The 10,820-nt window shown below is 72.8% G+C and carries 13 protein-coding genes; 7 read left to right on the top strand and 6 right to left on the bottom strand.

Going from position 1 to position 10,820, the window contains the following annotated elements; translation table 11 throughout:
- Nucleotides 1–127: 127 nt before the first annotated feature.
- From CR938_RS12510 to CR938_RS12530, 5 genes are all read right to left on the bottom strand, one after another.
- Nucleotides 128–658, bottom strand: a complete 531-nt coding sequence (locus CR938_RS12510) for a hypothetical protein (protein WP_162125332.1) — start codon at nucleotides 656–658, stop codon at nucleotides 128–130.
- 98 nt (nucleotides 659–756) lie between these two features.
- Nucleotides 757–1,314 (bottom strand): ECF-type sigma factor, encoded by a 558-nt coding sequence (locus tag CR938_RS12515; protein ID WP_037034161.1) that lies wholly within the window; start codon nucleotides 1,312–1,314, stop codon nucleotides 757–759.
- Nucleotides 1,315–1,371: 57 nt separating this feature from the next.
- Complete coding sequence (panE, locus tag CR938_RS12520; RefSeq protein WP_028914279.1) at nucleotides 1,372–2,319, bottom strand: 2-dehydropantoate 2-reductase; 948 nt, start codon at nucleotides 2,317–2,319, stop codon at nucleotides 1,372–1,374.
- A gap of 4 nt (nucleotides 2,320–2,323) precedes the next feature.
- A complete protein-coding gene (locus tag CR938_RS12525; RefSeq protein ID WP_162125333.1) occupies nucleotides 2,324–3,142 on the bottom strand; it encodes an ABC transporter permease in 819 nt (272 codons plus the stop codon).
- Entirely contained in the window at nucleotides 3,139–4,092 is a 954-nt protein-coding gene (locus CR938_RS12530; RefSeq protein ID WP_162125334.1) for an ABC transporter ATP-binding protein, read from the bottom strand. Before CR938_RS12530 ends, CR938_RS12525 begins: the two co-directional genes overlap by 4 nt.
- Before the next feature lie 140 nt (nucleotides 4,093–4,232).
- Here CR938_RS12530 and CR938_RS12535 point away from each other — a divergent pair, with 140 nt between their 5' ends.
- The 7 genes from CR938_RS12535 to CR938_RS12565 all read left to right on the top strand — a co-directional run bounded on the left by CR938_RS12535 (nucleotide 4,233) and on the right by CR938_RS12565 (nucleotide 9,852).
- Nucleotides 4,233–4,955: a ferredoxin--NADP reductase gene (locus tag CR938_RS12535; protein ID WP_246191089.1), complete on the top strand. Its 723-nt coding sequence runs from the start codon at nucleotides 4,233–4,235 to the stop codon at nucleotides 4,953–4,955.
- 161 nt (nucleotides 4,956–5,116) lie between these two features.
- Complete coding sequence (locus tag CR938_RS12540; protein WP_162125336.1) at nucleotides 5,117–5,701, top strand: hypothetical protein; 585 nt, start codon at nucleotides 5,117–5,119, stop codon at nucleotides 5,699–5,701.
- A gap of 56 nt (nucleotides 5,702–5,757) precedes the next feature.
- Nucleotides 5,758–6,129, top strand: coding sequence for a hypothetical protein (locus CR938_RS12545; RefSeq protein WP_162125337.1), 372 nt, complete (start codon nucleotides 5,758–5,760; stop codon nucleotides 6,127–6,129).
- Nucleotides 6,126–6,326 (top strand): helix-turn-helix transcriptional regulator, encoded by a 201-nt coding sequence (locus CR938_RS12550; protein WP_162125338.1) that lies wholly within the window; start codon nucleotides 6,126–6,128, stop codon nucleotides 6,324–6,326. Before CR938_RS12545 ends, CR938_RS12550 begins: the two co-directional genes overlap by 4 nt.
- Nucleotides 6,327–6,351: 25 nt before the next feature.
- On the top strand, nucleotides 6,352–7,881 hold the full coding sequence (locus CR938_RS12555) for an alpha/beta fold hydrolase (protein WP_162125339.1): 1,530 nt from the start codon (nucleotides 6,352–6,354) through the stop codon (nucleotides 7,879–7,881).
- Between the two features lie 28 nt (nucleotides 7,882–7,909).
- Complete coding sequence (locus CR938_RS12560) at nucleotides 7,910–8,665, top strand: ABC transporter ATP-binding protein (protein ID WP_162125340.1); 756 nt, start codon at nucleotides 7,910–7,912, stop codon at nucleotides 8,663–8,665.
- Entirely contained in the window at nucleotides 8,662–9,852 is a 1,191-nt protein-coding gene (locus tag CR938_RS12565; RefSeq protein WP_162125341.1) for an ABC transporter permease, read from the top strand. Before CR938_RS12560 ends, CR938_RS12565 begins: the two co-directional genes overlap by 4 nt.
- 69 nt (nucleotides 9,853–9,921) lie before the next feature.
- Here CR938_RS12565 and CR938_RS12570 read toward each other — a convergent pair.
- On the bottom strand, nucleotides 9,922–10,820 hold an 899-nt coding region (locus CR938_RS12570; RefSeq protein WP_162125342.1), incomplete at its 5' end, for an energy transducer TonB.

A 10,820-nucleotide genomic window follows, 5' to 3' on the forward strand; every position in this document is an offset into this window, starting at 1 on the left:
TGCGCCTGGAAGTCCGAAAGCGGGCTTGTTTCAGAGCGCGGGACGCGCTTGCGGAGCGCTTGAGCAGCGAGAAATCCGCGCTGCCGACCGAGTCGGGGGCTTCGCCGGGTCGAATTTCAACAGGCTGCTAGGGCCGGGTGGCCTGGCCGGCCGCGCGGGTGGCCTGCTGGCCGGCGCGGCTTTGCGCGGGCAGGGCCCGGTCGGCCGGCCGGATGCCCACGGCCGCTTCGCGCTGCAGCGCCGTGCCCAGCTTGTCCGGGCCCTTGGGGTCCTTGGGCTCGTCCTTCGGCGGCGGCTCCTTCTCCTTGGGATCCATGGCCACCTGGCCCAGGGGCGCTGCCGCGCCGGACGCGCCCAGCTTGTCCGGGCCCTTGGGATCGATCTTGCCCGGCAGCTTCTCGGGGGTGTAGCCCTGGGTGCCGGGGGTGAGGGTGGTGCCGGCCGTGCCGGTCCGGACCGCCTGCGGACGATCCTCGCCAATGACGCCCACCCGCGCCTGCGGGCGGTCCTCGCCGATCACGCCGACCCGGGTCTTGCCGGCCTGGCCGCGCCCGGCGGCGGCCTCGTCCGCCGCCGCCGTGGCCGGCTTCTGCGCCAGCGCCGCGAACGGCACGGCCAGGCCCACCGCCACGATCCAGCTTGTCGCTTTCCGTTTCATGTCCGTCTCTCCGGATGACCGGGAACGATCCCGGCGGACGCCATCGCCCGGCCGACGCTCCCGAACCGCATACGCAATCCGGGACCCGGCCGTGCCAGTCATGGCTGCAGCAGCGTGTGGAGGAAGGCGCGGGCGCGCTCCCACTCGCGCTTGGCGGTCCGTTCCGAGCAGCCCAGCAGCTCGGCGATCTCGGCGAAGCCCATGCCGGCGAAGTAGCGCAGCTCGACGACCTGGCGGCGCTGCGGGTCGATCTGCTCCAGCGCCTCCAGGCCCTCGTGCAGGGCCAGGATGCGGGTGTCGGCGTCGGCCCCGTCCACCAGGCCCTCGTCCAGAGTGATGCCGGCCAGGCCGCCGCCGCGCTTGTCGGCGGCGGCGCGGCGCGCGTGGTCCACCAGGATCCAGCGCATGGCCTGGGCGGCGGCGACGAAGAAGTGGCGGCGGTCGGCCAGCTCCGGCAGGCCGCCGCTGGCCAGGCGCAGGTACAGCTCGTTGACCAGGACCGTGGGCGTGATCGTGGCCCCGCTGCCGCCCACCCGCGCCACGGCGATGCGGTGCAGCTCCGCGTACAACGCCTGGAACACCTCGGCCAGAGGCTGGCGCTCGCCGTTGCGGGCGCGCGCCAGCAGCCCGGTGATCTCCTCGCACTCCTGCCCCATGCCACCCCCTTCCCCGGGAGACGGCCGAAGCTTAGCGCGGCCGGGCCGGAACGGGCGTCAGCGCGGGGCCTGGCCGGCGCGGCCGGCCAGGTACACCTGCAGGTGCACCCAGGCCGCCTGCAGCAGCGGGGCGGCGTGGCCGGCCTGCCGGGCGCGCTGCCACATGTCACCGACGATGTGCGCCGCCTCCACCGGGCCGCCGGCTTCCAGGTCGCGCAGCATCGAGGCCTTGAGCGTGGACCGGGCGTCGGTCAGCTGGGCCAGGGCGTCGGCCTGGGCCGGGCCGGGGATGGGCTGGCCGGCGGCGGCGGCCACCGCCAGGCATTCGGCGTACAGCGCGCGCATGAACGCGGCGCCGCCCTCGGCGGAGGCGATGCGGCCGACGCTGCCGCGCATCAGGCAGGTGCCGGCCGCCAGCGCGGCCAGGAACGAGAACTTGGTCCACTGCGCGCGGGCGATGTCCTCCACCGCGTGGTGCTCGATGCCGGCCCGTTCGCACAGCGCGGCCAAACCCCGCACCCGTCCGCTGCCACCGCCGTCGCGCTCGCCGAAAGTGAGCGAGGCCGGGCGGGCATGGTGGACGATGGCGCCGTCGGCAGCCTTGCTGACGCTGATGAAGCACAGCCCGCCCAGCACGCGTTCGCGGCCGAAGCGCGCATCCAGCACCGGGTAATGGCGCAGGCCGTTGAGGATCGGCAGCACGGTGGTGGCCGGGCCCACGGCCGGGGTCACCGCCTCGATGGCGCTGTCCAGGTCGTAGGCCTTGCAGGCCAGCAGCACCAGGTCGAAGGGCCGCTGCGCGGCCAGCGCGGGCAGCGCCTCGGCGGTGGTCCATTCGACCCTGAGGTCGGCATCGCCCAGCGGGCTGCGGATGCGCAGGCCGTCGCGGGCCAGCTGCGCCGCGCGCGCCGGGCGCACCAGGAAGGTCACGTCCGCGCCGGACTGGGCAAGGCGCCCGCCGAAGTAGCCGCCGGTGCCGCCGGCGCCGAGCACGAGCACGCGCATGGCCTCAGCTCCGCAGGCCCACGCCGCGGCGCAGCAGCCACAGCGAGACGGCCGACAGCACCGCCACGAAGGCCAGCATCAGCACGTAGGCCACCCACAGCGGCACGTCCGAGGTGCCCAGCAGGCCGTAGCGGAAGGCGTTGACCATGTAGAAGATCGGGTTGGCGTGGGTGGCCGCCTCCGCCCACGGCGGCAGCAGCGTGACCGAGTAGAACACGCCACCCAGGTAGGTCAGCGGGGTGAGGATGAAGGTCGGGACGATGGCGATGTCGTCGAACTTGCGGGCGTAGACCGCGTTGACGAAGCCGGCCAGGGAGAAGATGGTCGCGCCCAGCAGCACCGTGCTCAGGGTCACCAGCGGGTGGGGGATGCGCACGGTGGTGAAGCACATGGCGATGCCCAGCACGATCGCGCCCACCATCAGCCCGCGCAGCACGGCGCCGGCCACGTAGCCGCCCAGGATCACCCAGTTGGGCATGGGGCTGACCAGCAGCTCCTCGACGTGGCGGCCGAACTTGGCGCCGAAGAACGAGGAGGAGATGTTGCCGTAGCTGTTCTGGATCACGCTCATCATCACCAGGCCGGGGACGATGAACTCCATGTAGCTGTAGCCGCCCATGGTCCCGATCCGCGAGCCGATCAGGCCGCCGAAGATCAGGAAGTACAGGGTCATGGTGATGGCCGGCGGCACCAGGGTCTGGCCCCAGATGCGCAGGATGCGGCGCACCTCGCGGCGGACGATGGTGGCCAGCGCGGTCCAGTTGCGCGCCGTGTCGCTGCGCGCCTGGAGGCGGTCGGGGGCGGAAACGGGGATCCGGCTCATGCGGCCTCCCTCGACTGGCCGGTCAGGCGCACGAACAGTTCCTCCAGGCGGTTGCTCTTGGTGCGCATGGAGCGCACGCGGATGCCGGCCGCGTCCAGGGCGGCGAACACGCGGTTGAGGTCCATCGCCCGCGGCATGTCCAGGTCCAGGGTCTGGCGGTCGGCCGCCACCAGGGTGGCGCCCTCGACCACCGGCAGGGTGGCCGGCAGCTGGCCGTCGATGTCCAGCAGGAAGCCCTCCACGTCCAGCTTGGCCAGCAGCGCGCGCATCGGCCCCTGCTCGACGATGGTGCCGCGGTCGATGATGGCCAGGTTGCGGCACAGGCTCTCGGCTTCCTCCAGGTAGTGCGTGGTGAGGATGATGGTCGTGCCGGCGGCGTTGATCTCGCGCAGGGCGCGCCACATGTCGCGGCGGATCTCGATGTCCACGCCGGCGGTGGGCTCGTCCAGGATCAGCAGGCGCGGCCGGGTCATCATGGCCCGCGCGATCATCAGCCGGCGCTTCATGCCGCCGGACAGGGTGCGGCTCATCACCCTGGCCTTGTCCCACAGGTGGGCGCGGCGCAGCTCGGCCTCGGCGCGGGCCTCGGCCTCCTCGCGCGGGATGCCGTAGAAGCCGGCGTAGTTGACCAGGATCTCGAACGGCTGCTCGAACAGGTTGAAGTTGATCTCCTGCGGCACCAGGCCGAGCAGGCGCATGGCCTCGCTGCGGCGGGTGACCAGGTCGGTGCCGAACACCTCGACCGAGCCGGAGGTCAGGTTCACCAGAGAGCTGACGATGCCGATCAGGGTGGACTTGCCGGCCCCGTTGGGGCCGAGCAGGGCGAAGAAGTCGCCCGGCATCACGTCCAGCGACACGCCCTTGAGGGCCTGCACGCCGTTGTCGTAGGTCTTGCGCAGGTCGCGCACGCGCAACGCGGGGACCGTTGCCTCGGGTGTGGAGGGACTCATGGGGGCCTTTGCGCCTGCAGGGCGCATGCTCGGAGCTGCCGCTATTATAGGTGCGGCCCGGGCCCGGCCCCGGTGACACACTGTTGCGGATACCGAACGCCTTGCCCGCCCACTTCCCGCTCCGCCTCGTCGAACGCCGCATGCTGGCGCCTTCCATCGGCCACTACGTGCTGGCGCGCGACGACGGCCAGCCGCTGGACTTCGTGCCCGGCCAGTTCATCCAGGTGCACTTCCAGTACGCCGACGGCACCCCGGCCAGGCGCAGCTATTCGCTGGCCACCGTGCACGACCATGCCCTCGGCCCCGGCGAGGCGGTGGAGATCGCGGTCAGCTACGTGCCCGGTGGCGCGGCCACCGCGCTGTTCGAGGGCCTGCGCCCCGGCGACCGCATCCAGGCCAGCGGCCCGTACGGGCGCTTCTGCCTGCAGCCCGGCGACCGCAACCGCCGCTACATCCTCGTGGCCACCGGCACCGGCGTGACCCCGTACCGCTCGATGCTGCCGGTGCTGGCACGGCTGATGGACGAGCGCGGCGTGGAGGTGGTGCTGCTGCAGGGCGCGCGCACGCCGGCCGAGCTGCTCTATGGCGGGGAGTTCCGCGCCTTCGCCGCGGCCCATCCGCGCTTCCGCTACATGCCGTGCCTGTCGCGGCAGCTGCCCGAGGCCGGTTCGGCGCACGAACACGCCGACGTGCGCCAGGGCTACGTGCAGCAGCACCTGGCCGAGCTGGCCCCGGATCCGGCCGGCGACATCGCCTACCTGTGCGGCAACCCCGACATGGTGGACGCCTGCTTCGAGGCGTTCCGCGGCTTCGGGCTGTCGCCGGCGCACATCCGCCGCGAGAAGTACATCAGCACCAAGTAGGCCGTCCGGCCTGCGCGACCCGCCTGCCGCGGCGGTCCGCCCGCCGCGGCGCGGGCGTCCGCACCACGCGGTCGCGCCCCGGGGGCATGTAAAGGATGCTTGACACCCGCGCCGGCCCACGGCAGCATGCCTGTCAAGTTCCCTTGACACACGGAACCCTCATGAACAGTTCCCGCCGCCTGGGCCTGATCCTCGGCCTGCTGGCCCTGCCGCTGTTCGGTGCGGCGGCGGTCGCCGCGCGGGCGGCCGGCTCGGCCGGCCACCTGCCCGGGCTGCTGGCGGGGATGGGCTGCGGCCTGCTGTTCGCCGCGGTGCTGTTCTGGTTCACGCCCGGCGATGTCCACGACTGTGCCCCGCCGGCGCTGGCCCGGCGCTACTACCGCGAGTTCCTGCTGCCGATGGCCGCCTACGTGGTGGTGATGCTGCTCTGGATGCGGATGGTGCGCGCGGTGGAGCTGCCGGCCCTGCGCGTGCCGGTGGCGCTGCTGCCTGCGCTGCTGATCGGCCTGGCGATGCGCGCGGTGGCGCGCTACGTGCGCGACTCGGACGAGATGCAGCGGCGCATCGAGCTGGAATCCATCGCCATCGGCGCCGGGGCCACCGCCGTGCTGTACATGACCCTCGGTTTCCTGCAGAGCGCCGGCCTGATCGCCGTGCCCGCGGCGCCCGCAATGCTGTTCGTGTTCCCCGCGCTGTGCGTCGGCTATGGCCTGGCCAGGCTGTTCGTTGCGAGGCGTTACCTATGAGGCTCACGAAACTCCAGCTTCCCGGCTCTCATGGCATGAGTCCGGCCATGAAGCGCATGCACCGACGCTTGATCGCTTCCATGGCCCTGATGCTGGTCACTGTACTGGTGCGCGCCCGCTGGGGCGGACCGGACGCATCGCAGTCCACGCGCCTGCTGCTGTCGTTGCTGGTCATCCTGCCCTTCGCCTGGATGTGCCTGCTGTACGGGCGCTTCCTGCGCGAGTGCGACGAGCTGGAGCGCGCCATGGAGCTGTCCATCCTGGCCTGGACCGGGGGCATCGTGTTCGCAAGCCTGCCCCTGATCATGATGGCTCTCAACCTGGGTCTGGTGGCCTGGGACGGGCCGCGCGTGGTGTACGTCGTAAGCTGGCTCGCCACCGCCACCATGCTGGTGGTACGCACGGTGCTGCGCCGGCGGTACGCATGAACAACCGGCTGCGCGAACTGCGCGAGGAACGCGGCTGGTCGCAGGGACAGCTGGCCGAACTGCTGGGCGTGTCCCGGCAGACGGTCAACGCCCTGGAAACCGGCAGATACGATCCGAGCCTGCCACTGGCGTTCCGCATCGCACGGCTGTTCGGCACCGCGATCGAGGCGGTGTTCCTGTACGAAGAAGAATCCTGACCCTCCCAAGGAGCACGAAACGAGGATGTCACGCAAGAACCGCCTGATACTGGCCACCGTCCTGGTGGCCGGCGTACTGGGCTGGCAAGCCTGGCAACGCCGGCCGCCGGCCGAAACCCAGGGTGCGGAGGCGCCGGTGCCGGCCGCCACCGCCCCCGTGCACCGCTACGGCTCGCTGGAGTTCAGCGCGTGCACCCTGCGCCCGCCGGGCAGCCGCATCAGCCTGGAGGCGTACTGCACCACCCTGGAGGTGCCCGAGGACCGCGACCGGTCCGACGGACGCCGCATCGGCCTGCGCATCGCCTGGGTGCCGGCCCGGCGCGACGATGTGGCGCCTGATCCGGTGTTCTTCCTGGCCGGCGGGCCGGGCCAGTCGGCGGTGGACACCTATCCGGCCCTGGATCCGGCCTTCGCCGAGGTGCGCAAGCAGCGCCACGTGATCCTGGTCGACCAGCGCGGCACCGGCGGCTCCAACCTGCTGGCCTGCGACGTGCCCGAGGAAGATCTGGTCGAAACAGGCGAGGCGGCGATGGAGGCCGCCGCGGCCGCCTGTGCGCAGGCCCTGGCGGAGAAGGCCGACCTGCGCCGCTACACCACCACCGATGCGGTGGCCGACCTGGAGGCGGTGCGCCAGGCCCTGGGCGTGGACCAGGTCAACCTCGTCGGCGTCAGCTACGGCACGCGCGTGGCCCAGCAGTACGCCATGCGCCATCCGCAGCACACCCGCGCCATCGTGCTCGACTCGCCGGTGCCCAACACCCTGGGTCTGGGCAACATCTTCGCCCGCAACCTGGACGACGCGCTGGCGCTGCAGTTCTCGCTGTGCGGGAAGGAGCCGGCCTGCCGCGACCGCCTCGGCGACCCGCGCCAGGCGCTGGACACGCTGCTGGCCCGCCTGCGCCAGGCGCCAGCCACGGTGCGCTACCGCGACGCGACCACCGGCGAGCCGGCCGAGGGCCAGCTCACCGCCGCCACCGTTGCCGGCCTGGTGCGCATGTACGCCTACCTGCCGGCCGCCTCGGCGCTGCTGCCCAAGCTGCTGCACGAGGCCGCCGGCGGGCGCCACGAGAACCTGATGGCCCTGGCCATGCTGCTGCGCTCGCAGCTGCAGCACTCGATGGCCATGGGCATGCACATGTCGGTGGTGTGCAGCGAGGACGCCGACAGCATGGTCGCCCGCGCCGAGGACGAGGGCACCGTGCTGGGCAACCAGATGCCGCTGGCGCTGGCGGCCATGTGCCGGGCCTGGCCACGCGGCGAGGTGCCGGCGGACTTCCGCCAGCCGCTGGCCACCGAAGTGCCGGCGCTGGTGCTGGCCGGCGAGTTCGACCCGGTGACCCCGCCGCGCTACGGCGAGGAGGTGGTCGGCCACCTGCCCAACGGCCGGCTGTTCGTGCTGCGCGGCCAGGGCCACAACGTGGTCGGCGCCGGCTGCACGCCCAGGCTGCTGGCCCAGTTCGTCGAGCAGGCCGACGCCGGGGCGCTCGACGGCGCCTGCCTGGACGACCTGGCCTACCCCCCGCCGTTCACTGGCTTCAACGGCTGGGAGCCCTGAGCGGCGCAGCCACACAAGGAACGCATCGATGATCGTCGCCGAACGACTTCGCAAGACCTTTCCCGGCAAGGGCAAGGACAAATCCCGCGTGATCGCCGTGGACGAGGTGGGCTTCACCGCCCATGACGGCCAGATCACCGGCCTGCTCGGCCCCAACGGCGCCGGCAAGACCACCACGCTGCGCATGCTCTACACGCTGATGAAGCCGGAAAGCGGGCGGGTGCTGGTGGACGGCGTGGACGCGGCCGCCGAGCCGGAACGGGTGCGCCGCAGCCTGGGCGTGCTGCCGGACGCGCGCGGCGTGTACAAGCGCCTGACCGCGCGCGAGAACATCGAGTACTTCGGCCGCCTGCACGGCATGGACAGGGCGGCCATCGCCGAGCGCACCGCGCGCCTGGCCGCCGCGCTGCAGATGGAGGACTTCCTCGACCGCGCCACCGAGGGCTTCAGCCAGGGCCAGCGCACCAAGACCGCGATCGCCCGCGCCCTGGTCCACGACCCGAAGAACGTGATCCTGGACGAGCCGACCAACGGCCTGGACGTGATGACCACCCGCGGCCTGCGCGGCTTCCTGCGCGAGCTGCGCGAGGAGGGCCGCTGCGTGATCTTCTCCAGCCACATCATGCAGGAGGTGGCGGCGCTGTGCGACCGCATCGTGATCATCGCCCACGGCCGGGTGGTGGCGCAGGGCACCACCGATGAGCTGCGCGTGGCGGCCGGCGAGCCCAACCTGGAGGATGCATTCGTGAAACTGATCGGCAGCGAGGAGGGCCTGCAGGCATGAACCGCGCGGGAACCCTGAGTGCCATCTGGACCGTGATGTGGAAGGAGCTGCGCGACTTCGCCCGCGACCGCCGCACCTTCCTGCTGACCCTGCTCACCGGCCCGCTGCTGTACCCGGCGCTGTTCCTCGGCCTGGGCGCGCTGAGCGAGGCGCGCATGATCACACAGCTGGAGAAGCCGCTGGAGCTGCCGGTGGTGGGCATGGAGCGTGCGCCCAACCTGATGGCCTACCTGCGCGGCCTGGGCATCCACGCCAGGCCCGCGCCGGAGGACATCGAGGCGCGCATCCTCGCCCAGCAAGAGGACCTGGCGCTGGTGGTCGGCGAACGCTACGCCGAGGACTGGCGCGCCGGCCGCCCGGCCGAGGTCGAGCTGGTCGCCGACACCACCCGGCGCACCGCCGAGGTGCCGGTGGCGCGCGTGCAGAAGGCGCTGGCGCAGTACAGCCAGACCGTGGGCTCGCTGCGCCTGCTGGCGCGCGGCATCGACCCGGCGGTGATGGCGCCGGTGAGCCTGGGCACGCGCGACCTGGCCACGCCGGAGGCCAAGCGCGGCCTGGTGCTGTCGTTCCTGCTGCCGCTGATCATGACCCTGTTCGCCTTCATCGGCGGCTCGCACCTGGCCATGGACGCCACCGCCGGCGAGCGCGAGCGGCAGTCGCTGGAGCCGCTGCTGGCCACCCCCGCCGCGCGCGGGGCCCTGGTCAGCGGCAAGATGCTGGCCGCGGCCGCCATCGGTCTGGCCTCGATGCTGCTGATCCTGGTCTCGTTCAAGCTCAGCGCCGGCCTGACGCCCTCGGCGCGGACCCTGGACGTGAGCATGGCCGCCATCGCCCGGCTGGTCCTGATCCTGCTGCCGCTGGTGCTGATCGGCACCGCGCTGCTGACCTGCCTGGCGGCCAGCGCCAAAAGCATGAAGGAGGCGCAGGGCCACATGATCTGGCTGATGCTGCTGCCGCTGCTGCCGGCCTACGCGCTGATGGCCTATCCGATCAAGGACACCGCACTGTGGCAGTACGCCGTGCCGTTCCTGGCGCAGAACCAGATGATCGTGAAGATCACCCGCGGCGAGGTGCCTTCGCCGGAACAGTGGGGGGTGTACCTGGCCGCCTCGCTGGCGCTGGCGCTGCTGCTGTGGGTGCTGGCGGTCTGGCGCTACCGCCAGGAGAAGCTGGCCATCTCCGCCTGACGGCGGCGACGACGGAAAAGGAAGGGCCCGGCGGATGCCGGGCCCTTTTCCGTCGCGTGGCCGCAGGGCTCAGCCGCCCGGCGTGAACACCAGGGTGCGGCGGGTGGTGATCGGCGCCGGCACCGGTTCGAAGCGCCAGCGGCGCACCGCGGCCAGCGCCTCGCGGTCGAAGATGCGGGCCGGAGTGGCACGCAGCACGCGGGCCTCGGTCACGGTGCCGTCGGTGCCGACGGTGAACTCCACCAGCACCTCGCCCGAGGCGCCCGAGCGCAGCGCGTCCGGCGGGTAGCGCGGCGGCGGCATGCTGATCGGGCGCAGCGGACGCTGGGCCGGGGTGGCCGGCGCGGCCGGCGGCTGGGCCGCCTGCTGCTGCGCGGCCTCGCGCGCGGCGGCCTCGGCCGCCAGGCGCTCGGCCTCGCGGCGCTGCGCCTCCAGGCGGGCGGCTTCCTGTTCCTGGGCCAGGCGGCGGGCCGCCTCGGCCTCGGCCTGCTGCTGCTGGGGCGGGCGCTGGCGTTCGGCCTCGGCACGGGCCTCGGCCTCGGCGCGGGCACGGCGGGCCCCGGCCCCGCTGCGCTGGGCCACCGCCTGCTGGCCGGCGGCGATGCTCTGGCGGATGCGCGGCAGCGCCGGCGCGGCCGGATCGGCCTTCTCCAGCAGGGCGACCAGGCGCTGGGCCTCGTCGAACTGCTCGCGGCTGACCGCCAGCTCGGCGGCGATGACGGTGTAGGGCATCAGGTCGGTCAGCGCGCTGGCCACCGCCGGGTCGTCGGGGAGCTTGTCGCGCAGGGCCAGGTAGTACTCCATGGCGTTGTCGCCGGCCGGGGCGTACATGCGGTTCTCGCGCAGGGCCTGGGTGGCGGCCTCGCGCAACTGGTCGGCGCCCATGGCCTGCACGCTGGCGGCCACCGCCGGGGCCGGCGGCTGCGCAGCCGGGGCCGCGGCGAGGCCGAGGCCCGTGCCGAGGCCGA

The sequence above is a fragment of the Pseudoxanthomonas taiwanensis genome (genome assembly GCF_010093135.1).
GTDB lineage: Bacteria > Pseudomonadota > Gammaproteobacteria > Xanthomonadales > Xanthomonadaceae > Pseudoxanthomonas > Pseudoxanthomonas taiwanensis.

Excerpts from the sequence above, each read along its gene's own strand:
- CR938_RS12510 (WP_162125332.1), bottom strand. The coding sequence starts at position 658 with ATGAAACGGAAAGCGACAAGCTGGATCGTGGCGGTGGGCCTGGCCGTG.
- CR938_RS12515 (WP_037034161.1), bottom strand. The coding sequence starts at position 1,314 with ATGGGGCAGGAGTGCGAGGAGATCACCGGGCTGCTGGCGCGCGCCCGC.
- panE (WP_028914279.1), bottom strand. The coding sequence starts at position 2,319 with ATGCGCGTGCTCGTGCTCGGCGCCGGCGGCACCGGCGGCTACTTCGGC.
- CR938_RS12525 (WP_162125333.1), bottom strand. The coding sequence starts at position 3,142 with ATGAGCCGGATCCCCGTTTCCGCCCCCGACCGCCTCCAGGCGCGCAGC.
- CR938_RS12530 (WP_162125334.1), bottom strand. The coding sequence starts at position 4,092 with ATGAGTCCCTCCACACCCGAGGCAACGGTCCCCGCGTTGCGCGTGCGC.
- CR938_RS12535 (WP_246191089.1), top strand. The coding sequence starts at position 4,233 with ATGCTGGCGCCTTCCATCGGCCACTACGTGCTGGCGCGCGACGACGGC.
- CR938_RS12540 (WP_162125336.1), top strand. The coding sequence starts at position 5,117 with ATGAACAGTTCCCGCCGCCTGGGCCTGATCCTCGGCCTGCTGGCCCTG.
- CR938_RS12545 (WP_162125337.1), top strand. The coding sequence starts at position 5,758 with ATGCACCGACGCTTGATCGCTTCCATGGCCCTGATGCTGGTCACTGTA.
- CR938_RS12550 (WP_162125338.1), top strand. The coding sequence starts at position 6,126 with ATGAACAACCGGCTGCGCGAACTGCGCGAGGAACGCGGCTGGTCGCAG.
- CR938_RS12555 (WP_162125339.1), top strand. The coding sequence starts at position 6,352 with ATGTCACGCAAGAACCGCCTGATACTGGCCACCGTCCTGGTGGCCGGC.
- CR938_RS12560 (WP_162125340.1), top strand. The coding sequence starts at position 7,910 with ATGATCGTCGCCGAACGACTTCGCAAGACCTTTCCCGGCAAGGGCAAG.
- CR938_RS12565 (WP_162125341.1), top strand. The coding sequence starts at position 8,662 with ATGAACCGCGCGGGAACCCTGAGTGCCATCTGGACCGTGATGTGGAAG.